Source organism: Methylophaga frappieri (genome assembly GCF_000260965.1).
Taxonomy (GTDB): Bacteria; Pseudomonadota; Gammaproteobacteria; order Nitrosococcales; family Methylophagaceae; genus Methylophaga; species Methylophaga frappieri.
In genome coordinates this window covers 825,655-851,883 of record NC_017856.1, presented here as the reverse complement: position 1 = coordinate 851,883, position 26,229 = coordinate 825,655, and the positions used below count along the sequence as shown (strand labels likewise).

25 protein-coding genes and 2 tRNA genes are annotated in these 26,229 nt (G+C 47.1%); 13 read left to right on the top strand and 14 right to left on the bottom strand.

The features are described from left to right. Positions 1-57: 57 nt before the first annotated feature. From Q7C_RS03860 to Q7C_RS03820, 9 genes are all read right to left on the bottom strand, one after another. The gene (locus tag Q7C_RS03860) at positions 58-804 is read right to left on the bottom strand and encodes a DUF4197 domain-containing protein (RefSeq protein ID WP_014703386.1); all 747 of its coding nucleotides are present in this window, start codon (positions 802-804) and stop codon (positions 58-60) included. A 131-nt stretch (positions 805-935) separates the two neighbouring features. Continuing rightward, positions 936-1,145, bottom strand: coding sequence for a cold-shock protein (locus Q7C_RS03855; protein WP_014703385.1), 210 nt, complete (start codon positions 1,143-1,145; stop codon positions 936-938). Positions 1,146-1,184: 39 nt separating this feature from the next. After that, positions 1,185-1,382, bottom strand: coding sequence for a hypothetical protein (locus tag Q7C_RS03850; protein WP_014703384.1), 198 nt, complete (start codon positions 1,380-1,382; stop codon positions 1,185-1,187). A 78-nt stretch (positions 1,383-1,460) separates the two neighbouring features. Further along, on the bottom strand, positions 1,461-1,727 hold the full coding sequence (locus Q7C_RS03845) for an oxidative damage protection protein (RefSeq protein WP_014703383.1): 267 nt from the start codon (positions 1,725-1,727) through the stop codon (positions 1,461-1,463). Next, positions 1,724-2,767 carry an A/G-specific adenine glycosylase gene (gene mutY, locus Q7C_RS03840; RefSeq protein WP_014703382.1) on the bottom strand — a complete coding sequence of 348 codons (1,044 nt, stop codon included), beginning with the start codon at positions 2,765-2,767 and terminating at the stop codon, positions 1,724-1,726. The genes Q7C_RS03845 and mutY overlap by 4 nt, the downstream gene beginning before the upstream one ends. A gap of 47 nt (positions 2,768-2,814) precedes the next feature. Continuing rightward, a complete protein-coding gene (locus Q7C_RS03835; protein WP_014703381.1) occupies positions 2,815-5,301 on the bottom strand; it encodes an AsmA family protein in 2,487 nt (828 codons plus the stop codon). A gap of 61 nt (positions 5,302-5,362) precedes the next feature. Next, positions 5,363-7,249: a hypothetical protein gene (locus Q7C_RS03830; RefSeq protein WP_151194717.1), complete on the bottom strand. Its 1,887-nt coding sequence runs from the start codon at positions 7,247-7,249 to the stop codon at positions 5,363-5,365. Next, the gene (locus Q7C_RS03825) at positions 7,246-8,541 is read right to left on the bottom strand and encodes an HlyC/CorC family transporter (RefSeq protein ID WP_014703379.1); all 1,296 of its coding nucleotides are present in this window, start codon (positions 8,539-8,541) and stop codon (positions 7,246-7,248) included. Before Q7C_RS03825 ends, Q7C_RS03830 begins: the two co-directional genes overlap by 4 nt. 2 nt (positions 8,542-8,543) lie before the next feature. After that, positions 8,544-9,347, bottom strand: coding sequence for a cytochrome C assembly family protein (locus Q7C_RS03820; protein ID WP_014703378.1), 804 nt, complete (start codon positions 9,345-9,347; stop codon positions 8,544-8,546). Positions 9,348-9,474: 127 nt separating this feature from the next. On the opposite strand from Q7C_RS03820, the gene ffh reads away from it, so the two are divergent. The 8 genes from ffh to Q7C_RS03780 all read left to right on the top strand — a co-directional run bounded on the left by ffh (position 9,475) and on the right by Q7C_RS03780 (position 15,109). Next, entirely contained in the window at positions 9,475-10,845 is a 1,371-nt protein-coding gene (ffh, locus tag Q7C_RS03815; RefSeq protein WP_014703377.1) for a signal recognition particle protein, read from the top strand. A gap of 86 nt (positions 10,846-10,931) precedes the next feature. Then, complete coding sequence (gene rpsP, locus Q7C_RS03810) at positions 10,932-11,183, top strand: 30S ribosomal protein S16 (RefSeq protein ID WP_041366486.1); 252 nt, start codon at positions 10,932-10,934, stop codon at positions 11,181-11,183. Between the two features lie 24 nt (positions 11,184-11,207). After that, positions 11,208-11,729 (top strand): ribosome maturation factor RimM, encoded by a 522-nt coding sequence (gene rimM / locus Q7C_RS03805; protein ID WP_014703375.1) that lies wholly within the window; start codon positions 11,208-11,210, stop codon positions 11,727-11,729. Between the two features lie 9 nt (positions 11,730-11,738). Next, positions 11,739-12,482, top strand: a complete 744-nt coding sequence (gene trmD, locus Q7C_RS03800) for a tRNA (guanosine(37)-N1)-methyltransferase TrmD (protein ID WP_014703374.1) — start codon at positions 11,739-11,741, stop codon at positions 12,480-12,482. Between the two features lie 18 nt (positions 12,483-12,500). Beyond that, entirely contained in the window at positions 12,501-12,845 is a 345-nt protein-coding gene (gene rplS, locus Q7C_RS03795) for a 50S ribosomal protein L19 (RefSeq protein ID WP_014703373.1), read from the top strand. A 74-nt stretch (positions 12,846-12,919) separates the two neighbouring features. Then, a complete protein-coding gene (gene xerD, locus Q7C_RS03790; RefSeq protein ID WP_014703372.1) occupies positions 12,920-13,837 on the top strand; it encodes a site-specific tyrosine recombinase XerD in 918 nt (305 codons plus the stop codon). Between the two features lie 49 nt (positions 13,838-13,886). Continuing rightward, the gene (locus Q7C_RS03785) at positions 13,887-14,372 is read left to right on the top strand and encodes a YajQ family cyclic di-GMP-binding protein (protein WP_014703371.1); all 486 of its coding nucleotides are present in this window, start codon (positions 13,887-13,889) and stop codon (positions 14,370-14,372) included. Positions 14,373-14,380: 8 nt separating this feature from the next. Further along, positions 14,381-15,109 (top strand): DsbC family protein, encoded by a 729-nt coding sequence (locus Q7C_RS03780; RefSeq protein ID WP_014703370.1) that lies wholly within the window; start codon positions 14,381-14,383, stop codon positions 15,107-15,109. On the opposite strand, the gene Q7C_RS03775 is transcribed toward Q7C_RS03780, so the two are convergent. Both Q7C_RS03775 and Q7C_RS03770 read right to left on the bottom strand, forming a co-directional pair. After that, positions 15,093-15,848: a UDP-2,3-diacylglucosamine diphosphatase gene (locus Q7C_RS03775; RefSeq protein WP_014703369.1), complete on the bottom strand. Its 756-nt coding sequence runs from the start codon at positions 15,846-15,848 to the stop codon at positions 15,093-15,095. The two genes, Q7C_RS03780 and Q7C_RS03775, sit on opposite strands and share 17 nt — an antisense overlap. Before the next feature lie 42 nt (positions 15,849-15,890). Further along, entirely contained in the window at positions 15,891-16,466 is a 576-nt protein-coding gene (locus Q7C_RS03770; protein WP_041366887.1) for a peptidylprolyl isomerase, read from the bottom strand. A 166-nt stretch (positions 16,467-16,632) separates the two neighbouring features. Between Q7C_RS03770 and Q7C_RS03765 the strand changes: the two genes are divergently transcribed. Both Q7C_RS03765 and cysS read left to right on the top strand, forming a co-directional pair. Next, positions 16,633-18,306, top strand: a complete 1,674-nt coding sequence (locus Q7C_RS03765) for a glutamine--tRNA ligase/YqeY domain fusion protein (protein ID WP_014703367.1) — start codon at positions 16,633-16,635, stop codon at positions 18,304-18,306. Then, complete coding sequence (cysS, locus tag Q7C_RS03760; protein WP_014703366.1) at positions 18,306-19,700, top strand: cysteine--tRNA ligase; 1,395 nt, start codon at positions 18,306-18,308, stop codon at positions 19,698-19,700. Before Q7C_RS03765 ends, cysS begins: the two co-directional genes overlap by 1 nt. 69 nt (positions 19,701-19,769) lie before the next feature. On the opposite strand, the gene folD is transcribed toward cysS, so the two are convergent. Further along, complete coding sequence (gene folD / locus Q7C_RS03755) at positions 19,770-20,627, bottom strand: bifunctional methylenetetrahydrofolate dehydrogenase/methenyltetrahydrofolate cyclohydrolase FolD (protein ID WP_014703365.1); 858 nt, start codon at positions 20,625-20,627, stop codon at positions 19,770-19,772. A 139-nt stretch (positions 20,628-20,766) separates the two neighbouring features. Between folD and Q7C_RS03750 the strand changes: the two genes are divergently transcribed. Then, positions 20,767-20,843 (top strand) — tRNA-Pro (locus Q7C_RS03750). Positions 20,844-20,882: 39 nt separating this feature from the next. Next, positions 20,883-20,959, top strand: a tRNA-Arg gene (locus tag Q7C_RS03745). A 61-nt stretch (positions 20,960-21,020) separates the two neighbouring features. Here Q7C_RS03745 and Q7C_RS03740 read toward each other — a convergent pair. After that, positions 21,021-22,436, bottom strand: a complete 1,416-nt coding sequence (locus Q7C_RS03740; RefSeq protein WP_014703364.1) for a coniferyl aldehyde dehydrogenase — start codon at positions 22,434-22,436, stop codon at positions 21,021-21,023. Positions 22,437-22,633: 197 nt separating this feature from the next. After that, positions 22,634-23,620 carry an NAD(P)/FAD-dependent oxidoreductase gene (locus Q7C_RS03735; RefSeq protein ID WP_014703363.1) on the bottom strand — a complete coding sequence of 329 codons (987 nt, stop codon included), beginning with the start codon at positions 23,618-23,620 and terminating at the stop codon, positions 22,634-22,636. Between the two features lie 252 nt (positions 23,621-23,872). Between Q7C_RS03735 and Q7C_RS03730 the strand changes: the two genes are divergently transcribed. Further along, positions 23,873-26,011: a TonB-dependent siderophore receptor gene (locus Q7C_RS03730; RefSeq protein ID WP_050954386.1), complete on the top strand. Its 2,139-nt coding sequence runs from the start codon at positions 23,873-23,875 to the stop codon at positions 26,009-26,011. The last annotated feature ends 218 nt before the right edge of the window (positions 26,012-26,229 follow it).

Below are 26,229 nucleotides of genomic sequence, written 5' to 3'. Positions count from 1 at the left end.
TATTATTTTTAGGCGTATTCTAAATTATGTTGGCTGCAATGAGTAGCGCCGACGTTATTATTTACCAAAAACTTGTTTCAGTAATGATGTCGTTCGTGCCGCAGGATTTTCACGGATTTTTTGTTCTTCTGCCGCAAGCATAATAAACAAACCGTCTAACGCCTGCTGAGTAACATACTCATTGAGGTCAACATTCAGGTTTTGACCGACAACAGGCACGGCCTGCATTTTGCTGTCTAATTGATTGTAATAACGCGTTGCGCCAACATTATTCAGAGAGTCTTCCACAATCGGTGAAAAAAGAGTGGCCAACCGCGGTCGGGTTTTATCCTCAAAATAACGCGTAGCCGCATCCTGATCGCCCTGAAGAATCGTTTTGGCATCGCTAATAGACATACTTCTAATCGCATCAACCAGAATAGATGTTGCTTCTGGCGCTGCCTGTTCTGCAGCGCGATTCATGCTGTTTTCAAAGTCATCAGCCAGTTGACTCATGCCAAACTTTTTCATTACATCCGATACTTTTTGTACACGTGGTGGCAGAGGAATACGAATCGCCGCGTTATTCAGGAAGCCACCTTCCTGGCCGATCGTGTCGATGGCACGTTGACTGCCAAGTGTTAATGCCTCACGTAAGCCGTCTATGATGGTGTCATTTGCTAAGCCTTCGCCGTCGTGGCTTTGCTCTTGTCCCAGCATCGTCTTGCCGGCCGATTTAAAGTCTTCGAGCATTTTGCCAAAGTCAGCGTGGGCAGGTGTCAGGAACAAAAAGGTCAGAAACATCCAGGTGGAAGCCGTTTTCATGTCTTTTCCTTAATGATTAATCCGAGCCTTTTATTGTGCGCCTTACATTGTGCAGGTCAAGCACTGCAGTTTTGTTAAAAAAAAACCGGTGCATTTCTGCACCGGTTTTTCTGAATCATCGCGGAAACCTATCAGCTTGGGATAACGTTTTCTGCCTGTGGACCTTTTGCACCCTGGGTAACTACCATGGTGACGGCCTGTCCTTCTTTCAATGTTCTGAATCCTTCAGATTGAATCGCGCTGTGGTGGACGAAAACATCCGGACCATCTGCACGTTCAATAAAACCAAATCCCTTTGCGTCATTGAACCATTTGACCGTACCTGTAACTTGATCTGCCATATCAACCTCAAAATATCTAAAACCTTACCGGCTTAACGCCTAAGCCGATTTTTTTGACTCATAAATACGAGCCATTCTCATTGTACGCCCAAAAAATAACCAAAAGTCACGATTATTTTTTACTTTTAGCGAAATTTTTTTAAATAAAACCCGCATATTTGAATTGAAATGCCCGTTTTTTTCTGTTAATTGTTTGATTTTTAATAACTTATTCTTATTGTTTTTGCTTTTTGGCACAAAACCACCGTTGCGGACAATTTTTTTGACACTTTAGTCATAAATCTGCCATGTGCGCGCGAAGACTCAAAAATATCGTTATTTCGGCACATAATCCGCGGGTTTTTCTGAGCCTTCGCCATAAAAGAACTTTTCCATTTCGGCTTTGAGAAAGCTCTGGGACTTGGGATCTGCTAGCGATAAACGATACTCATTGATTAGCATGGTCTGATGACTCAACCACAACTGCCAGGCCTCTTTGGAAACTGACTCCCACAACTGTTTACCGAGCTCACCCGGATAGGGAGGGAAATCAAGTCCTTCAGCTTCTTTGTCGAGTTTGATGCAGTGAACGGTACGGGTCATGTCACACCTCTGTTGAGTTTTTGGATGAGCTTGTTAACCGGGGCTGGCAGTGCCAGACTGAGACTGTCTGTTATTGTAACCCACTGTTGATTGTCATTGGTTTCTATCTGGTCATGCTGATTAATATCTATTAACAGCGGGATGATTTGCAGACGAAAATGAGTAAAGGTATGACGAATCGGTGTTAAATCAATCATGTCATCGACAGCATGTCTGGCCAAAATTGCGTCCATTGGCATATCGATATTAATTTCCGGGAAGCTCCACATTCCTCCCCAAATGCCCTTTTCCGGGCGCTTTTCGAGTAATATTTTTTCGGATTGACGGTAAATCAGCCAACGGCAGTGTCGTTCCGGCAATGCTGGTTTTTTTTTGCGAACCGGATAGTGTTCCGGTTTGCCTGTCTGACGGCCAAGACAATTTGTCTGTAAAGGACAACAATGACAATCTGGCTTACTGCGGGTACAGACCGTGGCACCCAAATCCATCTGTGCTTGAATATACGCATTAATACGACGTTCAGGTAGCAGTGACTCAGCGAGTTGCCAGAGTGCGGTTTCGATGTTTTTTTGTCCTGGCCAGTCAGGTTCAGCAGTAAACCGGCAAAGTACCCGTTTAACATTCCCATCCAGAATCGGGTACCGATGTTGAAAGGCCAATGCCATAATGGCACCGGCTGTCGAACGTCCAATTCCCGGCAGTGCCAATAAGGCGTCAAAATTCTCAGGTATCGCAGCATTATGTTGCTGCGCCATGATAACGGCTGCTTTGTGCAGGTTGCGCCCTCGCGCGTAATACCCAAGACCTGCCCAATATTGTAATACCTCGTCTGTTGATGCCTCGGCCAGACTGCGAATATCTGGAAAACGAACAACAAAACGTTGAAAATATGGAATAACGGTGCTGACTTGCGTTTGTTGCAGCATGACTTCTGACAACCAGACGCGATAAGGCGTCGCCGGTTGCTGCCATGGCAGGTTTTTTCGACCGTGCTGATCAAACCAAGCCAGCAATTGCTGGCTGAATAACTTTTCTGACATGAAAAACGACGTGCTTGCCTCAACCTTGTTGGGCCGAGGCAGGTTATTTAGAATAATTTTTTTAGTTTATCTTTCACTTCTTCTTTAAGTTGTTCTTCAGCAGAAGGCGCGGATCCTTGGTCAGGCGTATCAGATGGGGCTGCTTCAGATGTCGCCGTTTCAGGTGCGGAATTCGCTTGGTTTTCAGGTTCGGAGTCTGCTTCAGGCGCTGCTTTTTTGTTGCCCAGTAAGGCGCCACCGAGTAAGCCGCCAACTTCATCGCCGAGTTTCTCTTTTAATTTTTCTTCGGCCTTCGCTTTAATTTTTTCTTCAGCTTGATCTTTGACTACCGCAGCCAAATCAACACTTGGTTTTGGTGAGGCAAAGGTACCAGTAATTTTAACCGGAATAGTGACACCTTTAAGATCAGCCAAGGCTTTTCCGCCTTGGCCTTCAGCGGTGCCAACAATAGACACTCTTAATCCATAATCAATAGCTTCACTACTCAGATTGGCTTTTCCCTTACCTTGAACACGCAATAAGGGGGACATTAATTCCAAATCATCATTTTGAATAATGCCTTCATTAGCGGTAAAAGAACCGGATAATTTGCTGAAGTCCGTTGTTTGCGGCGTATTATCATCAGCAAGCTTTTGTCCTTGTAAAACCGCTTTGGCTTGACGAATCGCGCCAGCAATATTGATACCTTTCAGAGCGCCATCGGAAAAAGCGAAATTACCGTTACCAGTCAGGCTTTTTTTAATTTCGTCAATATTGGCACCGGTACCAGTTAATTTCACTGCAGCATCGGCTTTACCAGAGATTTTGTCATCGCCGCTGATATCCTTGAGAAGTGGCCCGGCTTGAATCCCTGTCAGACGCTCATCGACAGCAAATTTAAGACGTGTATTGCGGGCATCGATAGTGACATTGCCCTGATATTGGCCTTCATATAAATCGGCTTGTAATGGCGTAAGCTTGATCAGACCATTTTCGGCGTTGATCGTAACCAGAATATTCTTGCTGGTCAGCCCTGTAATTTTAAGCTCACCGACTTTCAGACTGCCTTTGGCGTTTATCTGACGTAAGGTGTCCAAAGGCAGTTCTGTCGCAGCCCCTGCGGCAGCGCTTGCTGGTGGAGCAGGCTCTGCTTCGGTTTCAGACGGTGGTGGCAGGTAACGATCAGCGTCGATTTTATCCAGTACCAAATTAAACTGATAGGCTGGCGCGGCAAAATTGGTTAACCGAAAATCACCAGTGAGCGTACTTTGATCGAGCACAACGGTCATTTCCTGCAAGGCAATGTGGTTGCTTGAGCCAGACAACTGTGTCTTTAAGGCCACATTTTCCAGGGTGCTTTCGTCGGCCATCTCGGGTAAATCGACTTTAAGATCTTCAGCGAGCTGACGCAAATTGAAATTATTAACCTGCATATTTCCGTTGAAAGCTGGCGTGTCAGATAAAATTTTCTCGGCCTTGATTTGCCCATTTAACACTAACTCCTGAACCTGAACGGCTAAATCAGTCAGGCTGGCAGTTTGCGAAGCCAGATTTGAAGTAACGTCGGCACTCAATTTGACGGGAGCTTTGCCGCCGGGTAAATCCGGAGCGGTGATGGTGCCATCAAGTAACAAGTCGGTCACCGTGTAATTCTGGGCATTCAAGTCGGCATTGACTTGACCGGTTAAAGCGCCAGTAAATTGCTGGTCATCTTTACTGACCATGGTTTCAAGATTCATGTCACCAATGGTGATGACTTGTCGCGCCATTTCTGCGCTGATATCTGCATTCAAAGCTAAATTCAGTTGATCAAATGGCAGTTCGCTTCCTTCGGCGAGAGTCGTGACATTGAGATCTGTCAGCTGATAGTGCTCATTTTCCATGTCGACAATGATGTCTGAATCGAGAGTGACATAGGCCTTGGCGGCAGGTTTAGCACTGATAATGTCAAACTTCATGCTTAATGCGGTGGGTTGGCCGGGGACAAGCGGATCCGTTTCAAGGTTCAGGTTACGTAGCTGGTAATTTTCCCCTTTACTGGCATCCGACCACATAATGTTAGCGTCAGTCAGTTGGACACCGGCAATACTGATAGCAGCCAAGGCGGGTGGCGCATCATCAGGAATCTCATCTGCTGCGTTAGTTTCAGCGGTGACTTCGCCTGATTGACTGAGATCTTGCCAATTTGTTTTGCCATTTTTGTCTGTTTCCAGATTCAGCACCAGTCCATCGAGCACAATGGTGTCCATCTCGATTTCTTTCTTGAGTAATGGCAACAGTTTAATTCGGATATCAGCGGCATTAACCTGAGCAAAATTGTCCGCTTCGAACCCCTCAGCATTACTGAGTGACATTTGACCAAGTTGCAAAGCAAGCCATGGAAACACAGAGAGTTCAATGTCGCCTTGAATCACTAATTGCCGTCCAGTCGCTTTTTCGACTTGAGAGGCAATTTCATCCTTATAGTCATTCGGGTCAACAAAAAACGGAATGGCTGCGATGGCGACGATAAGGAGAATGACTAGGCCGACAATAACTTTTATCAATGTGCGCATGCTGAAATCCTGTGCAGTAAATGTCTGAAGTCTGTGAACATAATAAGCGATAGCAGGTCAATTACGAAATTTTCGATACCTTGCAGGTGAAATAATCGTAATCCAAAGTGCTTTGACGCAACGCGTTTGCGTGAACGTGACTGTCTCGTTGAGGGCTGTGGAATATTAACTTGCGATCAGTTGTAAACCAGCCTTTCGGAGTTAGCAGACAGGTTTTTTGGTCATTGGTTGCCAAAATGGCCGGTGATTTTTGTGAATGCTCGGTTATGGCTGTGCAGTGACCGAACTCAAAATCACCAGGTAATAGTTTGACGCCTATTCTGGTATCTGATGAGTAGTGACAAAGCCAGCAAATAAAACCGAGACGCAGCGTATCGTTGAGGTCAATTATTGCTATCAGGTCTTGATTGTTGGCAGTCAGTTTTTTCCCCGCATAACTGAGCAAACTCCCTTCAGGGCTTTGGTTTAACCAGTGCCACTGGTTTTCTGGCGTGTTGCTTCCATTATGATTTTGATGATGAATGATCTGCTGCAGACCGAATAACACCATGACCGGTTGCGCAGAGTCCAGTGGGTTTCGTTGTGTTTGTCTCAGGTGGGTTTGTTGCAGTCTGTCTAAAAGATCTTGGTACTGTTGAAGGGGTAATTGCCCCAATGCAGCCTGCTGCGTTTGTAACGTTTGTTTTAACTGCTGAATGAAAGGCTGGGTATCAAAGAGCCTGAGATGCGCTGCCTGACGCTGTGCAGTTGGTAGAAGTGCCGCAGCAACAGGCAGGGCATCATTTTCGCAATCAATGATAAATTTGCCTTGCAACAGCGATGAACTGGTCTGGCTTTTGGCTGAGGCGGGAAGCTTGCCTGTGCTGATATTGGGCGTCAGACTCTCCAAGTATTGATAAATTCGGGAAATAGCATGTGCTGGTAGCCGATATGGGTCAGCCAGGCCAGTCAGCAGGATCTGACAATATAGCCGATGATAATCCGTCAGATTTTGCAGTGATTTCACCACAGCGGGTTGATGCAATGTGTCCGCCGCTTCCTGATATAAGTAGAGCTGATGTAATTGCTTAATGAGCAACTTAGGGGGCTGTCGGAATTGTTGGTAAGCTTTCAGGATTTGCCAACCTAGGAGTTGGCCCCAGCGATTAAGACAATAGTGGTAAATCGGGTCTTTGTCTGGCCGTCTGCCGGCCTGATAGGCCCGTTGTGCGATGCGCATATAGTGATGGCTGGTGACCTCCAGTGTTTGGATTAATTGGTTTTGAAATTTTTGAAATTGTTCGTTTTGTTTGGCTTCTGTTTTCAGTACGGCAGGGTTTCTGTTTAACAATAAATCGGCCAGAACGGGCAAATATTTTTCTAGAATCAATAACCGTTGATGCTGGCTGATGGCGGCGCCAGCCAGCTGTTGAAGATGATTAAGTAAAGTCGTTATTTTCAGATTAGGATCGCTGGGCAGTTGCTCAAGCCATTGCACAATGAGGCCGGCAGAAGTCAACGTATCTCCCGTATGTGCTATGGCGATGGGCGGGCAGTCAATGATGAGAGGTGGCAGTCGGCTATCGGGACCGGAGCGAAATATCCAATTTCCCGGTCGCAGGCGTTTGACATAATGACGAAACATCTTTTTTGGCCGGGGCTGCTGCATTGCTTGGGTCAGCAGGTTGACCAGTTCCTGCTGGTTCGGTATTGATTTGAATACAATCTCAATATTGGCATCATTGACAGACTTATGCTGGGCGATACCTATGGTAATTTGATTTGCTGGTCTTGATGTTGGCCGGCTTTGTTGCGCCCGGTTTAAATCAATAATAACGATATCCGCCGTCGGTTCATCTAATAGCTGAATGGCTGTATTCAGCGTTGCTGCTGCGGCAAGGAGACGTTGATGAAGGACTTTCGCATCCGGTTGCCGCAAGTTGCAAAACTGAATCCGTACCATAGTCAAGCTGACACTTGAGGTTCACTGGCCGCGCTTTCAATTTCAATTTGCCGAACCCGCACGGTTTTAATCAGGTTATCTGCGGTTTGGATAATTTCCAGCACATAATTTTCCAATCGCAGACTGACACCTGGATCAGGAATGCTTTCTAACATTTCCAGTGCCAAGCCATTGATCGTTCTTGGCCCATCTATCGGTAGCTGCCAACCAGTATGCCGATTGATTTCACGGATAGTTGTCGTGCCATTGATAAGATAACTGCCATCAGGTTGAGGATGAATGTCCTTATCGTCATCAATAGTGTTGGCAGTGAACTCGCCGACAATTTCACGAAAAATGTCTTCTAGGGTAATCAGTCCCAGCAAGTCACCATACTCGTCAACGACTAGGCCTGTCCGGCGCCGATTACGCTGAAACTGGATCAACTGAGTATTCAGCGAGGTGTCTTCAGGCACAAAATAAACGGGTTTGACAATATTGCGAAACGCCTGTGGGTTCAGACCATCCTGAGTCAATAAATTCAATGCTTTTCGGACATGCAAAATGCCGACAATGTTATCCATACTGTCTTCATAGACCGGTAGTCGGGTGAAGCCACAATGCGATAACTGCTTGATAATTTCGTCAAATGGCATGTTGATGTCGATCCCCTCAATTTCGTTGCGGGGGACCATGACATCGTTGACCGTCACTTGTTCCAGTTCAAGAATACTCATCAGCATGTCTTTGTGGCTGTGCGGAATCATGCTACCTGCTTCCATCAACGCGACTTTAAGCTCCTCGACATTGATAGCGGTGGATTTGGCGTCTTCCGGGCTAATGCCAAATAACGAGAGCATCCAGCGGGTGATAATACTGATAATCCATACCAGTGGATAAAGTAACCAGAGTAATGGTTTGAGCAGAAAGCTCGCTGGGTAAGCTACCCGTTCCGGATGTAATGCTGCCAGCGTTTTTGGCATGACTTCAGCAAACAGCAACACAATGAGAGTCAGGACCAGAGTTGCCATCAAAATGCCATTTTCGCCAAGCAGTTTTAAACCAATAATCGTGGCGATAGAGGAGGCAGAAATATTGACGAAATTATTTCCTAACAGGATCAAACCAATCAGACGATCTGGTCTTGCCAATAATGATTCGGCGATGACAGCACCGCGATGGCCTTGCTGAGCCAGATGTTGCATACGATAGCGATTTAACGACATTAATGCTGTTTCGGAACTTGAAAAAAAAGCAGACATGACTAGGAGTCCACTTAAAATCACAAACAGCAGCCATAAAGGAGTTGCATCAAGCATAATTAGCCGACTTTAAGAATAAATTCGAGAACAATTTTACTGCCAACGTAAGCAAGTAAAAGTAATAAAAAACCAGCCAGTGTCCAACGCACAGCGGTTTGCGCACGCCAACCGTGCCGGTAATGCCCCCATAGCAATACGGCAAAAATCACCCAGGCCAAAATTGAAAACACGGTTTTATGGGCTAGGTTCTGTGCCCAGAAGTTGTCAACAAAAATAAAACCGGTTAATAGCCCGGCGGATAAGAAAACGAAGCCAGCTATAAGCAGTTGGAATAGGGTTTTTTCCATATATTGCAGAGGTGGAAGACGGCGTAACCAGCCCCCCGTGTGATGCTGATGTAATTGTTTTTCTTGCAAAGCCAAGATGACTGATTGCAGCGCGGCCAGTGTTAACAAACTGTACGCCGTCAATGACAGCAAAATATGCCACTCCAGTGCTGGATCGGTAAGACGCTTGGTACTGCTTGCCGGCACTTCAAAAACCATCATCAGGATAAAGGCAACTAACGGATAAACAACAATACCTGGGTGTGCTATTTGCCATTTAAAACCACCTATCATCGCCATAAATGCCATGAGCCAGGCAATGATCGACAGCATCGTCATCAAACTTAACTCCCAGCCACCGGCAGCATCCATGACAAAAAACAAATGGAACGCATGAAAAATCAGTGCCAGAGTGGTCATCAAGCCAATCGGTAAGATAGCGGCTGGTTGATTCAAGTCACGTTTGACAAACTGACGGATCAGAACCACGCTGCAACAAAGATAAAGTAAAAAGGCTAGTGCATTGGCAATGGCCATCAGTGAATCCTTCAGCTTTGGCGGTAATTAATAACAATTATCATAAACGAACTTTCAAGGAAGGGGATACCACATCAGGTATAATCGGCGACAATATCAACCCAAATGACATCACACAGGAAAGATTATGTTTGACAGCTTGAGTGACCGGCTTGGTGCTTCACTGAAGAAAATTCGCGGGCAAGGGCGCATTACCGAAGACAACATTAAAGAAACGCTTCGGGAAGTACGTATGGCGCTTCTTGAAGCCGATGTCGCGCTGCCAGTGGTTCGTGAGTTTATCAACAGTGTTAAAGAGCGGGCCATGGGGCAGGATGTGCTACGCAGTCTGACGCCGGGGCAAGTTTTCGTCAAAATTGTGAATGATGAACTCACCCGCCTAATGGGTGAGGCTAACGATGCGCTTGATTTAAATCATCAACCGCCCGTCGTTGTCCTTATGGCCGGCTTGCAAGGTGCTGGTAAAACAACCAGTGTTGCTAAGTTGGCTCGGTTTCTGAAAGAAAGACATAAAAAGTCAGTCATGGTGGTGAGTGCGGACGTTTATCGGCCTGCAGCGATTCAGCAATTGAAAACGCTGGCGGCAGAAGTAGATGCTAAGTTTTTCGCCAGTGAGTCGAGCCAGCAGCCAGTAGAGATTGCACGCAATGCCTTGGCACAGGCTAAAAAAGAATATGTCGATGTGCTTATTGTGGATACCGCAGGTCGCCTACATATTGATGCCGACATGATGAGCGAAATCCAGGCTATTCATGCGGCTATCTCGCCGTCAGAAACCTTATTTACAGTTGATAGCATGACCGGCCAGGATGCGGCAAATACCGCACAAGCTTTTAACGAAGCCTTACCATTAACCGGGGTCATTCTAACCAAAACGGATGGTGATGCTCGGGGGGGCGCCGCACTGTCAATCCGGCATATTACCGGCAAACCCATTAAGTTTCTCGGTGTCGGTGAGAAAACCACAGCTTTGGAGCCATTTCATCCAGACCGTCTGGTTTCAAGAATTCTCGGTATGGGCGATGTGTTATCACTTGTCGAAGAAGCGCAACGAAATATCGACACCGAGTCTGCCGAAAAACTGGCCGGCAAGTTGAAAAGTGGTAAGAACTTTGACCTTGAAGATTTTCGAGAACAACTGAGACAGATGGGCAAAATGGGAGGCATAGGCGCGTTGATGGATAAGTTGCCCGGAATGGGGCAAATACCGGACGCGGTAAAGCAACAAGCCAATGATGGCCAGTTACGTAAAATGGAGGCAATGATTGACTCTATGACCGTGAAAGAACGTCGACGCCCGGATATCATCAAGGGATCTCGAAAAAAACGTATTGCAGCGGGCTCTGGTACGCAAATACAAGATGTGAATCGGTTGCTTAAACAATTTACACAAATGCAAAAAATGATGAAAAAAATGGGGCAAAAAGGCGGCATGGCCAAATTAATGCGTAGCATGGGCGGTAAATTACCCATGGGTGGCGGTGGCTTGCCATTTTGAAATTAAAGCAATAAGTAGCTATGCAAATTTGATATAAGTGCGTAAAATAACAATATTTTCCATCCGATTTTTGAACGGGCAGGTTTATGGTAACAATTCGAATGACGCGCAGTGGCGCGAAAAAGCGTCCTTTTTACGGCATCGTAGTCACAGATTCACGTAGTAAGCGTGATGGTCGCTACATTGAGCGTATCGGCTTCTTCAATCCGATTGCTAAAGGCCAGGAAGAAACGCTGCGTTTGGATCTCGAACGCGTTGAGCATTGGGTCAGCCAAGGCGCACAAACTTCTGAGCGTGTTGCGCAACTGATCAAGCAAGCTAAAAAGCAAGCAGCTTAATTTAAACGACCGGAGATACTCGCGATGGCACAAGCCGGCGATTTGATTCCGGTCGGTAAGATTTCTGGCGTTTTTGGCGTCAGAGGTGGCGTGAAAGTGTTTTCCTACACAGAGCCACGCGACAATATTTTGAATTATTCGCCATTGCTCATGAAGCGTCAGGGGCAATGGTTGGAAGTAGCGATTTCGGGCGGGCAATTACAAGGTAAAGCCGTTGTGCTAAGTATTCGCAACGTCACTGACCGGGATCAGGCGCTGGCGTTAGTTGGTGCTGAGCTGGCTATTCGGCGGGAGCAACTGGCAAAGGCCGACAAAGATGAGTTTTACTGGGCTGATTTGATCGGTATGACCGTCGTCGATGCGCAACAAAGTGTGCTGGGGAAAGTAGATCATTTACTGGAAACCGGTGCACATGATGTTCTGGTTATCCAGTCTGATTCGGCAGATGAATCGTTGTTGATTCCTTTTGTTCTGGATGAGGTTGTGCTTTCAGTAGACATGGACAAAAAGCTGATCCAAGTCGACTGGCAGACAGACTATTTGTGAGGTAGTGAAATGCACCTTGGGGTGATTTCATTGTTTCCAGAAATGTTTTTGGCGGTCACCAATTATGGAGTGACTGGCCGTGCAGTAAACAAAGGGCAGTTAAAAGTTGATGTCTGGAATCCGAGAGATTTCACGGAAGACAGGCATAAAACAGTCGATGATCGCCCTTATGGTGGCGGACCAGGTATGGTCATGAAAGTATCGCCATTGTTAGCAGCGATTCAGGCGGCTAAATTGACATTGGGACAGCAAACGAAGGTTGTTTATCTGTCGCCACAAGGCCAGCCGCTGACTCAGGGCAAGCTTAAATTGTGGTCCCAACAGTCAGCAGTTATTTTGCTGGCTGGCCGTTATGAAGGGGTTGATGAGCGGCTGATTGAACAAGAGGTGGATGAGGAATGGTCGATTGGTGACTATGTCCTCAGCGGTGGTGAGTTGCCGGCCATGGTTGTCATTGATGGCCTGGCAAGATTGCTACCGGGTGTATTGGGGGATGCTGAATCCGCAGAGCAGGATTCATTTATGCAAGGTCTGCTGGATCATCCACATTACACCCGCCCTGAGAGATTACAGGATGATAGCGTACCGGCAGTTTTGCTTGGGGGTGACCATGAGGCGATTCGCCGGTGGCGCCTGAAACAGGCTCTGGGACGCACATGGTTACGGCGACCTGATTTGTTGACAGCCAAATCGCTGGATACGGAACAAGCCGCCTTGTTAGCAGAATTTATTGCCGAGAGCGGGCAAGATTAGGATGAGTGGGAGAAAACGATGAGCAACATTATTGAACAATTGAATGCTGAGCAATTACGCTCTGATATTCCAAACTTTGCCCCAGGCGATACGGTTGTGGTCAAAGTTAAAATCAAAGAAGGTGAGCGTGAGCGTGAACAGGCATTTGAAGGTCTGGTGATTGCTAAACGTAACCGTGGATTGCATTCGGCATTTACCGTTCGCAAGATTTCAAGTGGTGTTGGCGTTGAACGTGTTTTCCAGACACATAGTCCAACCATTGCCAGCGTAGAAGTGAAACGCCGCGGTGATGTCAGACGCGCTAAACTTTACTATTTGAGAGACCTGTCAGGTAAAGCGGCGCGTATCAAAGAAAAACTGTAAATCGCACCGCCAAGATATGAAAAGGACTGCGTTAGCGGTCCTTTTTTTTGTGCGTCACCTGCTAAACTCACCGCATGCAGCAAGATGATCAATCGACAACAAAAGATCAGAACGGTTATTTGGCCGCGTTTTTGGACAGTCTGTGGTTAGAAGCCGGCCTGAGTGATAATACGGTCTGGGCCTATCGCCGTGATCTTCTGGCCTTTTCCAGTTGGTTGCAAAAACAGGAAATTGGTCTGGCAAGTGCCGAGAAAAACCATATTGAAGCGTATCTGGTCAGCCGGCTTCGCGAGGGCAGAAAAAAGACCAGTGACGCGCGACTGATTTCAAGTTTGAGACGTTACTATCGGTATTTATGTCGCGAAGGCTGGCGGCAATCCGATCCGACCGCATTACTCGACTCACCGAAATTAAACCGACATTTACCGGATAGTCTTTCTGAACAGGAGGTGGATGATCTGCTGGCTCAGCCCGAGGTCTATACGATGCTGGGGCTCAGAGATAAAACGATGCTCGAGGTACTATATGCGACGGGGCTTAGGGTATCTGAACTGGTTACCCTGACCCTGGAACAACTAAATATGCGACAGGGGCTAATCCGCTGTATTGGCAAAGGCAATAAAGAGCGATTGGTACCCCTGGGTGAAACAGCACTGGATTATTGTCAGCAATATCTGCTGGAAAGCAGACCACAATTAATTTATGGCTATGCCAGTGAGGATTTGTTTCCAACGCGACGCGGGCATGCCATGACCAGACAGGCATTTTGGTATTTGATCAAGCGTTATGCGCATCAGGCAGGCATCACCAAACCTTTGTCACCACATACATTGCGCCACGCTTTCGCTACCCATTTGTTGAATCATGGTGCTGACTTACGGGTGGTGCAATTATTGTTAGGTCATAGTGATTTATCAACCACCCAGATCTACACACATATTGCCAATGCCCGGTTACAAAGTTTACATCAGCGCTTTCATCCGCGAGGCTGATATATCGCTATCGTGCTAAACTCTGCCGCTTGATAATGAGGGGATCGAAATGCCATCTTTTGATATTGTTTCTGAAGTCGATAAACACGAATTAACCAATGCGGTCGATCAAACCAATCGTGAGTTAGCGAATCGGTTTGATTTTCGTGGAACTGACGCTCGCGCTGAACAGTCAGAAAAAGTGGTTACCCTGTTTGCGGATAGTGATTTTCAACTGGAACAACTGCTGGATATCATGCGGCTCAAATTTGCTAAACGCGGCATTGATGTTAAGTGTCTGGACGTCAAGGATAGTCAGGGCTTGGGTAAACAACGGAAACAGGATGTGCTGGTTCGTGAAGGTCTGGACAGTGATACCAGCAGAAAAATTGTCAAAAGCATTAAAGACAGCAAAATAAAAGTGCAGGCAGCGATTCAAGGCGATAGCGTTCGAGTTACCGGTAAAAAAAGAGATGACCTGCAACAGGTTATGGCCATGCTTAAAGCCAACGATGACTTGGATATGCCATTGCAATTCAACAATTTTCGGGATTAATTCGCACAATGAAATATTTTCTCTGGCCATTGCTGGCCTTATTATTCATTCCCACTGTCTATGCCGCTGATGCAGAGGTAACAGCGCTAAAAGATAAATTGCGTCAGGATGTACCAGAAATGCAAATCCAATCACTCAAGCCAGTCGGCGACAGTGGTTTGTACGAGGCGGTCATTGATGATCGTATTTTTTATCTTACTAAAGACGGTGATTACCTTATCCAAGGTAATGTCCTTGCGCTGGCCAGTAGAGAAAATATCACGCAACAACGACAACTTGAGATTAAACAGGCTGTTTTAGCGCGCCAGCCAGAGTCAGACTTGATTGTATTCGCTCCAGAGAATCCTGATTATATGTTGACGGTATTTACCGATGTTGACTGTGGTTACTGCCGTAAATTGCATGAGCAAATCGCAGAATACAATGACCAAGGTATTGGTATTCGATATATGGCATTTCCACGTGCCGGGGCCGATTCAGAGTCGGCAACCAAGTTGGAACAAGTCTGGTGTGCTGAAGACCGCCAGCAAGCGATGACCGATGCCAAAGCTAATCGCGACATCAATGGCAAGGTTTGTGAAGACAATCCGGTGTTGGCTCAGTTTGATACGGGTCGTCGCCTTGGGGTAGAGGGAACGCCTGCCTTGTTTTTGAATAATGGTCAGATGTTACCGGGCTATGTGCCACCAGCGAAGCTGCGTGAAATTCTGGATGAATACGCTAGTTTGGCACCGTAATCGTTTCTTCGCCCGCTGCTAACCGCACGTCAACCAACGTAAATTTGCCGTTTTCAACAAGCAAATACGTTGGTGTCGTTTGCCAGTCCCCCAACACAATCCGGTAGTGCGGCTGGTTTTTAAAGGGGACGTGATGAATGGCTGGCCGATGCGTGTGACCATGAATAATGATGGGTACGTCAAAGTGTTGAAAAGTCTGGCTTACGGCATCGGTATTAACATCCATAATGGCCTTGGTTTTATATTGCTTTTGACGCTGGCTGCTGGCTTTGATTTGATCGGAAATCCGCATGCGAACGCCTTTCGGCAAGCGAAGAAATAGCCACTGCAACGGGCGGTTTCTGACAATACGCCGATAGCGTTGATAACTGATGTCATCAGTGCAAAGACTGTCGCCATGCATCAATAAAACCGGCAAGCCATCTAATTCGTGCCGCGTGGGATCTGCCAGCCATGTTGCACCAACTGATCGGGCAAATCGTTTGCCAAGCATAAAATCCCGATTGCCTTGCATGAGGAAAATTTGCGTGTGGTTGTCAGCCAACGTGTTCAGCACCTTCAGAAAAGGGCTGTAAGCAGGTTCAACTAAATCATCCCCTAACCAGGTGTTAAAAATATCTCCAAGGATATAGAGATGGGCAATCTTACCGACTTGTTGCGATAAAAAGTCACAGACGCATTTGGTTAATTCCGGTTGCGTCGGACTCAAATGCAGATCGGAGATAAACAGACTACGCATTGCAGATTGCCCACTCTCTCGCTGAAAGCGGGCAAGCGCTCTCTAAATCATGCTGGCTTTGATGATGACCACATCTTCCGCTGGTACATCCTGGTGTGGTCCACGCATCGTCGTGTCGACGGTGCGAATTTTATCCACGACATCCATGCCTTCAATGACTTCACCAAATACGGCATAGCCCCAGCCAGTTGAGGTTTTGTTTTTAAAGTCGAGAAAATCGTTATCGACAGTGTTTATAAAAAACTGCGCGGTGGCCGAATGGGGATCATTAGTCCGCGCCATGGCGATAGCGCCACGCTTGTTGGTCAAGCCATTATCCGCCTCGTTTTCAATGGCAGCTTGGGTTTGTTTTTGCTGAAAGCTTTCAGTAAAACCACCGCCTTGAATCATAAAGTTTTCAATGACGCGGTGGAAGATAGTGCCGTTGTAAAAACCGTCTTCCACATAGCTGATGAAGTTAGCCACCGTGTTGGGGGCTTTGTCTTTATTCAATTCGATGACGATGTCACCCATGCTGGTTTCCAGCTTAACCTGAGGTGCAGCAACACCTTCAGCATTCGCTGCCAGAGAGAATGAGGCAAAAAACAGGGGAGCCAGGTGGCGGTAGAGTAATTTCATATCAGCTTGCGTCCGAGTTCGTTGAAAACCGTCATCATAGTGCATCTGAGGGATTCAGGCGAACACTACAAAGCGCTTTTATCAGACAAAAGACCACGAAACAGCGCTACTTCCGACACGACTGACAGCGTATAATGCGCGTTTTTATCTAAATTTATCATTCGCTATGTCGGAAACTGCTGTTAATCATAATTTCATTCGTCCTATTATTCAGGAAGACCTTGATGCTGGTAGGGTCTCCGGAAAAGTGGTTACCCGTTTTCCTCCCGAACCCAACGGCTATCTGCATATTGGACATGCCAAGTCGATTTGTCTGAATTTCGGCCTCGCTGAGGAATTTGGCGGCGAATGCAACTTACGCTTTGATGACACCAACCCTGCGAAAGAAGAGCAGGAATTTATCGAAGCGATTAAAGAAGATGTGCAGTGGCTTGGCTTTCAATGGACTGGTCAGGAACGTTACGCATCAAGCTACTTCGAGCAGTTTTACGATTGGGCTATTCACCTTATCAAGCAAGGCAAAGCCTATGTTTGTGATCTGAGCCCCGAACAGGCCAGTGAATACCGCGGCTGGGCGACCAAGCCCGGTAAAGAGTCACCTTTTCGCGATCGCACAGTCGATGAAAACCTCGTGCTGTTTGAAAAAATGAAGCAGGGCGAGTTCGATGAAGGTTTTTGTGTGCTGCGCGCGAAAATCGACATGGCATCACCGAATATGAATATGCGTGATCCGATTCTGTATCGCATCCGTAAGAAGCACCACCATCAAACCGGTGATAAGTGGTGTATTTACCCGAGCTATGACTTTGCCCATGGCCAGGGCGATGCGATTGAGGGTGTTACCCACAGCATCTGTACATTGGAGTTTCAGGATCACCGTCCGTTGTATGAGTGGTTTATCGATAACCTGCCGGTGCCTTCAAAACCAAAGCAGTATGAATTTGGCCGTCTGAACATCAACTACACAGTGACCAGCAAGCGCAACCTGAAGCAACTGGTTGACGAGCAGATTGTTGCTGGCTGGAATGATCCCAGAATGCCAACGATTTCAGGGATGAGAAGACGGGGTTACAGCGCGGCGGCGTTACGAGCTTTTTGTGACGGTCTCGCGGTAGCGAAAACCGATGGTGTCGTCGACATTGCACAATTGGAATTTGAGATCCGTAAAGATCTGAATGACAACGCCGCGCGTGCAATGTGTGTGCTTAATCCGTTGAAAGTAACGATTACCAACGCGGCTGATACGCCGGAGTGGCTTGAGGTGGCAAATCACCCGCAACAGGAAGCGATGGGTAACCGTTCGTTGCCGTTTACAAAAGACATCTTTATTGATGCGTCGGACTTTACTGAAGACATAAGTCTTAGCCGTAAAAAGTTTAAACGGCTGGTCATCGGCGATTACGTGCGATTACGCGGCGCCTATGTCATCAAGGCCGATGAGGTCATCAAAAATGATAAGGGTGAGGTGATTGAGGTGATTGCTTCACTGGTTCCTGATACCGTTGGCCAGAACCCACCGCCAGAAATGAAACCGCGGGGTGTTATTCATTGGGTGTCAGCGACAGAAGGAAAAGAAGTCGAATTACGCTTGTATGAGAGACTGTTCCAGACGGAAGCGCCGGGTAAAGTCACTGGCAACTATCTGGATGACATCAACCCGGATTCCTTAACAGTCATTAAAGCGATTGCAGAGCCAGCGATTGTAGGCTGTGAACCGGAAACGGCGTTTCAGTTTGAGCGCGAGGGCTACTTTGTCAGTGACCGCTATGATCATAGCGCTGACTCGCCAGTATTCAACCTGACCATTGGTCTAAAAGAAGATATTTCAAAAAATAAGTAATGCTAAAAATCCACAACACACTCTCTAAAGAGAAAGAAGTCTTTAAGCCTTTGCAGGAAGGCAAGGTCAATATGTACGTCTGCGGGATGACCGTGTATGACTTGTGTCATGTTGGTCATGCCCGTGTCATGGTGGTGTTTGATGTGGTGACAAGGTATCTCCGTGCATCAGGCTATGACGTGACTTATGTACGCAACATTACCGATATCGATGACAAGATCATCAAACGCGCTACAGAAAATGGTGAAACCATCGAGGCATTAACGGAGCGTTATATCGCTGAAATGCATCGTGATGCCGATGCGCTTGGTGTTTTGAAGCCTGATTATGAGCCTAAAGCCACTGAGTCGATGGGTGAAATTCTGGAAATGGTTCAGACTCTGATTGATAAGGGGCTGGCCTATACTGCCGACAATGGCGATGTCTATTATGATGTCAGTGAGTTTCCTAGCTACGGCAAGTTGTCCGGTCGCGATGTGAATGAACTGCGTGCCGGTGAACGCGTTGCGGTGAATGAAGCCAAAACTGACCCACTGGATTTTGTATTGTGGAAAGCCGCCAAAGCCGGTGAACCTGCGTGGGAATCACCTTGGGGGCTGGGACGTCCCGGCTGGCATATTGAGTGTTCAGCGATGTCTGCCAACTGCCTGGGTGAGCATTTTGATATTCATGGTGGTGGTCAGGATTTGCAGTTCCCACATCATGAGAATGAAATTGCGCAGTCTGAAGGCGCACATGGCTGTCAGTCAGTAAACTATTGGATGCACAACGGTTTTGTCCGCATTGATGATGAAAAAATGTCCAAATCACTGGGCAATTTCTTCACCGTCCGCGAAGTGCTGGAGCTGTATCCGGCAGAAGCCGTGCGTTACTTTATTTTGTCGAGTCACTACCGCAGCCCGTTGAATTACGCAGAAGATCAACTGGAGCAAGCGAAAGCGGCGTTGACCCGTTTCTATACTTCACTGCGCGAAGTGCAACCGCAGGAAGAAGTCCGCTGGCAGGAGGATAAAGAATTCGGGCCACGTTTCAAGGAGGCGATGGATGATGATTTCAACACCGCTCTGGCTTTGTCAGTTATGGCTGATGTTCGCCAAGCGCTGAACAAAGCTTTTGAACGTGGTCAGGGCATTGAGCAGGCGGCGTATTATGCCGGTCTGTTATTGTCATTCGGTGATGTACTGGGTCTGTTCCAGCAAAATGCGGATGCCTTTCTGGTCGGCGATACCGGCTCAGATGATGAAGCGGCAGAGATAGACGCTTTGGTGGCCGAACGTAATCAGGCAAGAGCGGATAAAAACTGGGCTCGTGCCGATGAAATTCGTGATCAGTTAACAGAGATGGGCATAGTGCTGGAGGATGCGGCGGGTAAAACCAGCTGGCGACGAAGCTAAAAGCAGAGCTGCTTATAGCCATAATTTAAAAAAGCCCGGTCACCCCGGGCTTTTTTATTGCAGCGATTATTATGCGTCGTGCAGATGTTCTGCCGCATAGAGTGTATTTTCGAGCAGGGTTGCGACTGTCATTGGTCCCACCCCGCCTGGAACCGGTGTAATCCAAGAGGCATGTTGCTTGGCGACCTCAAAATCCACATCACCAGTCAATTTGCCACTAGCCAACCGGTTAATACCGACATCAATCACAATGGCGCCCGGTTTAACCCAATCGCCAGGAATAAAGCCAGGTTTACCAACGGCAACAACCAATACTTCAGCTCGCCGTACCTGTTCTTCAAGGTTGTTTGTCCAGCGATGACAGACGGTCGTAGTACAACCGGCTAATAGCAACTCTAGCGCCATTGGGCGACCCACGATATTTGAGGCGCCAACAACAACCGCCTCTTTACCTTTTAGGTCGATTTCTGTGCTTTTTAATAGGGTAATGATTCCCTTTGGCGTACAAGGCCGAAGAACAGGGGCACGTTGTGCCAGTCGACCAATATTGTAAGGGTGAAAGCCATCAACATCTTTATGGGGCGCAATCCGCTCAATTACCGCATCGGTTTCAATCTGTGCTGGAAGAGGTAGCTGTACGAGAATGCCATCAATTTCATCGTCAGCGTTCAGTTTATCAATCAGTGCCATTAACGCGGATTCTGAGGTGTCGGCCGGTAAGTCGTAAGCAACGGATTTGAAGCCGACCTGTTCACAACTTTTTCTTTTATTATTTACGTAGACTTGTGAGGCGGCATTATCACCAATAAGAACCACAGCAAGGCCTGGTGCACGTTTACCCGTAGCAAGACGCATTTGGGTAGCTGCTCGGATTTTTTGTTTGAGTTCAGTGGCAATGGCTTTGCCATCGAGGATTTGGGCGGTCATCAATCAATTCCGGCGAAGAAAAAGCGCCCATGATCGCACGTTACGAAAATCACGGCAAAAAATATCGGCATCCTGTTGACTCAAGAACAGGGTCAGCGTATTATTTCGCCTTCTTCGGGGATGTCTGTCCTTGAAATGTCGGGGCATAGCGCAGTCTGGTAGCGCATCTGGTTTGGGACCAGAGGGTCGGGAGTTCGAATCTCTCTGCCCCGACCACTTCCTGAATACGTTACCATAACGCTTTGCCAACACGATGCGCCCGTAGCTCATCCGGATAGAGCATCGGCCTTCTAAGCCGAGGGTAGCAGGTTCGAGTCCTGCCGGGCGTGCCATTTTTACTGGCTTTACAGTCAAAAACTCCTTTCGCCATATCTGCTGGTGAGAGCATTAACTTTATCTAATCAGCAGTTTCATGAGCAGGTTGGCAAACTTACCGAACGGGGGCGTGAGCACCTGGCTTAAATTCCACTTTTTCATCTCAAAAATGCCTTTTGCATGAGACATGGTTCGAAAACCTTCAATACCGTGATAGGCGCCCATGCCACTTAATCCAACACCGCCAAAAGGTAGATCATCTATTGCGACATGCAAAATTGTGCCATTCACGGTCACATTGCCTGAGGTAGTTTGCGTCAACAGCCGCTGACGGTTTTTATTTTCAGGCCCGAAATAATAAAGAGCCAAGGGACGGGATTTCGCATTGATAAAGTCAATGACTTGGTCAATGTTCTGATAAGTAATCACCGGAAGAATTGGTCCGAAAATTTCTTCTTGCATGATTTTCATGGTATTGGTTGCGTCAAGCACCAAGCTTGGCGCAATCGTTTTTTCCCGATTTTTTGCGTGCTCTGGAGAAAAACCAACGTTTTCAATACGTGCACCATGTTGTTTGGCATCTTCGATTAAAGCAGTGAGTCGATCGAAGTGAGCATGGTTGATAAGTGATGTAAACTCATGGGAGTCTGGGCCATCGGGATAGGCCGACTTTACCGCAGCATCATAATCAGCAATAAATTGCGCCAATTTGCTTTCAGGTACAAAAGCGTAATCTGGTGCGATGCAGACTTGTCCACTATTCGCTAATTTGCCATAAGCTATTTGTTTGGCAGCATGATCTATTGGATGATCAGGATCGATAACAACGGGCGATTTACCACCCAACTCAAGCGTCACCGGAACGAGATTTTCGCTCGCTGCGCGCATAACGTGACGGGCAACCTGAGTACTGCCCGTGAAGAATAAATGGTCAAATGGAAGCTGAGAGAACTGTTTACCCGTGTCGGCGTCGCCCTGGACGACAGCCACGTCTTCTGGGCTAAAGGAATCGGAGAGTATCTCTTCCAAAAGCTGACTGGTATGAGGCGTCAGTTCAGAGGGCTTGAGCATTGCCCGGTTCCCTGCTGCCAAAGCCGTTGCCAATGGCATTAAAGCCAATGCGACCGGAAAATTCCACGGACTGATTATGCCGATTACGCCTAAAGGCTGATAGGTAACATATGCTTTGGCAGGTTGAAAATTCAAGGGAACATGTCGGCGTTCCGAACGCATAAAGCGACGTAAATTTTTGTGCAGATAGTCAATGCCATTAAGCAAGGTCATGATTTCCGTAATGACTGTTTCATGTCGAGATCGGCTGCCAAAATCAGCAATTAAGGCATCCTCTATGGCTTGTCTATTGCTCACAATCGCAAGGCGGAGTTTTTTTAAATCAGAACGACGCTTTTGTACGGTTGGGGTGCCTTTCGTCAAAAATGACTGACGCTGATGTGTCAACGTATCAAGCATCAATGCACGGTTCATTTTGCCCATAATGTAACCTTTTCATTGAGATCACGATGAGGTCCATTAAAACATGTTTTCAATCAAGTTATTTTTCGCGGCAATAGCGCCATGAGCCGTAGAACTCAAGAATACCAAGTGAAGACGCAAGTAAAGTGAATCGATTCCCAATGAGCAGGCCGTTGTTTTTTTACAAAGCGAAACAGATTGAAATTTATACCAATGATTTAGTGCATGACTACAAAAAGACGCTCTGCTAACAGAGAAGCACTGGTATAAGCGGCCTCAATTCGACCGATAAGACACCAGTCGCCACATGCGGCAATATGCTTTTTATCATCAATAAAATAAGCAGAGCCATCCTGCCGTGGGCTATTAGCATAAACCCAGCGTTTAACATCTGTTTCCTGAATGATTGATGAACTGAGATTGGTTATCTCTATGAGCGTTCTAAGCAGAGATGCTTTCACCTCTGGTAGCGGTTTGGTGAGGTTTTCCAGGGCCCAATGATTGGCGGCATGCGCGACGATGCCAAACCCCTGTCTGCCGGGCTTGGTGTGATTAACCGAAATCCAACTTAGTTTTCTATTTTTGACCAATGCGGCATCACACTCAAACTCAGGATCCTGAGTCAGCGAAACCATCAGAGCATAACAAGGCAACATGTTAATTTGTAACATGTCTTGATAAAAACTGACCTCAGTTGGAATGAGCTCGCGTGTCTGCTCAGCAGGCAAAGCGATAATTAACCAATCAAAAGGGGGGGATATCTTGCCGGTCTTATCGACTAAGTACCATTTCTGATCGTCTTGAAACACGCTCACTATTTGACAGTTGTATTCTATCGGTAAATCTGTCGCCAACGCTTCACCAATGGCAGCCATTGCGGGAACGCCAACGTAATGTGGAAACGCAGCGTCCCATTTGCGTGCATTTACCATTTTCCCTGCATCAAACTCTGCAAAACGTGCCTGCCAATCCGCAATCAGACCTGCTCTAAGCAACGGTGTAATAAATTGCTGGAAAGACGCTGATTTGGCGGTGAAAAACTGGGCACCATGATCGAAAGTAGTCCCTGAAACAGCCCGACTTGCTATCCGGCCGCCCGGTTTGGTTGATTTTTCAAATATCTTGATATTAAACCGGTTATCTAATGCTCTGGCCACGGTTAAACCACTTAACCCGGCGCCAATGATGGCTAACGATTCAGACATGTTTTTATCCCGATGTTGGCCTTGGGACAGACTCAATATCGATTGGTTTCCGCAAAGTGACGACAAATTTTCAGTTTTTTTACAATTCGCATTGCAATTGTTTATGATAACAATTATCATTTACAAATATTTACACTTCGTAAGATTTCTGTAAATTTCCTATTGAAAACGGTTCAAATCGATGTCTCTGTCTGCCAGATTGATAGATCGATATGTCGACAACACAACTACAAATAACGAGACATTTTCCTAATGGCCAATCAAAAGCGATTTTTAACACATTACAAACCTCACATTCTCTCTGCCACAATTGCTTCTGCTCTTATGCCAGTAGCCGTTTCAGCTGCTGACACGGAAGAAAAAGAAAACTACGATCTGCCCGCGATTCAAGTTCAAGCCGAGCATATGGCATTGAATACTGAGGGAACGAATTCTTATGCGACCGGTGCAGTCACCTTGGGTAAAGGCGCAGAGAATTTACGTGCAATCCCGCAATCGGTCAGTGTTATCACCAGCCAGTTAATCAAGGACAAAAACCTGTTAACCCTGAACGATGCGTTACAGAACACCACCGGTGTCACCGTCAAGACATTTGGCACTGGCACCGCTAACTACATCATGCGTGGTTTTGAACTCAACACGATCAACATTGACGGGATCGAAACTTCAGCCAGTGGTTCCGGCACACACGGACACGGTGCGCCTGATTTGGCAGCTTATGAACGTGTTGAAGTTTTACGTGGTCCGGCTGGTTTGCTACAAGGTTCCGGTGAACCGGGTGGCTTTATCAACCTGGTTCGTAAGCGGGCGCTGGCTGAGAACAGAGTTGCATTTCGTGGATCTGCCAACTCTTGGCCCGGTTACCGCACGAATCTGGACGTGACCGGCGCTTTGAATGATGCCGGTACATTACGTGGTCGTGCCGTTGCCGCCTATGAAGATAGCGATTCGCATATCGATGATGTGGATATGGAGAAGAAAGTATTCTACGGCACGCTGGAACTGGATCTGAGCAGTGACACTACGGTTTCCGTCGGTGCCAGCCTGGAAGACACTGATGACACGCCGTATGTCGGTGTACCGCTTTATGCTGATGGCTCGTTTGCGCCAATTTCTCGTGATTTATATACCGGTACGGGTTTCAACTACAAAGAAAGTCGCTTGCGTCGTCAATTTGTCGAGCTTGAACATCACTTTGACTCCGGTGCCGAAGCGGTCGTAACCCTGAATCACAGCGACCGTGATATGAGATACCTGCTCAACTACACTACTTCGCCAATTGATCCGGTGACTGGTGATGTTGATCGTTGGTCGCTGTCGGCGGATCAGGAACTTGAGGAAAGCAGCTTTGATGCGCATATCAACCTGCCAGTGACCTTTCTGGGAATGGAGCATAAGGTTCTGCTGGGCGCCAATGGCAGCCATTCCGAAAATAACAATAAAGGCTACATGGTCGACACTGCCTATCCCTCTATTAATGTGTTTGATCCGGACTCTGCCAGCAATCCCAGACCGAATCTGGTTCCTGCCTTTTCATTTGGCAAAACTGATACCCGTGAACGCGGCCTGTATTTCAAAACCACATCCAACCTCACAGAGGCGACCAAACTGATCCTGGGCGGCCGCTTTACCGACTGGAAAACCGATGCCATGGGCTCTGTTTCCGAGTTTGATAACGAGTTCACTCCATATGGCGGGCTGGTTTATGATCTGAATGACACCACCACAGTCTATGTCAGTGCGGCCGAGTCATTTGTGCCGCAAACCAATCTGGATGCCAACGAAAAACTACTCGACCCTAGAACCGGCACCCAGTATGAAGTGGGGATGAAAGGAGTGCTCAATAACGGCGCAGCCAATTACCAGTTGGCGGTATTCCAACTGACGGATGAGAACCGTGCCATCAGTGATCCCAACAATCCTCTTTTCTCAATTGCCGGTGGCAAGGTTCGCGCCCGGGGTTTTGAAACCGAGATTTCCGGTACCCTGTTTGACAAGCTGGATGTATTGGCTGGCTATGCCTACATCGATACCGAGCAACTCAAAGCGGCTGATCCTGATGCGGAAGGCAACGTTTTTAATCCCGACGCACCGGAGCACAGCCTGAAACTGTGGGGTAAATATAACTTTAACCAGCAGTGGGCTGCCGGGCTGGGCGTCGAGTACAACAGTGGCACCTTCTATGAATCAGGCAATGTGAAATGGGAGCAGGGCGGTTACACCACCTTGTCTGCCATGGTGGCTTATCAGATAAGTCCTGACAGCCGTTTTATTCTGAATGGCACCAACCTGACCGATAAACGCTATTACAGCCGGGTTTCCGGTCCTCCCCAGCAAAGTTATTTCGGTGATCCACTGAAAGTCACCCTGACTTTTGAAACGGAATTTTAAATTTACGGATTAATGAAGCGCTCTCATTATAATTTTTGAGAGCGCTTTTCATCATTTTTTACATGCTTTTATGGCAGCCGATAACAATAATGCTGCACAGCGAACGTGATTTCCTTGCTGCTAATGGCTCACTGACTTGATTAGATCAGGTACAGAATAGAGCGCCATATCTAAAACGGCAAAATCCTTGTCATCAATGTTCCGACAGGTGGCTCCCG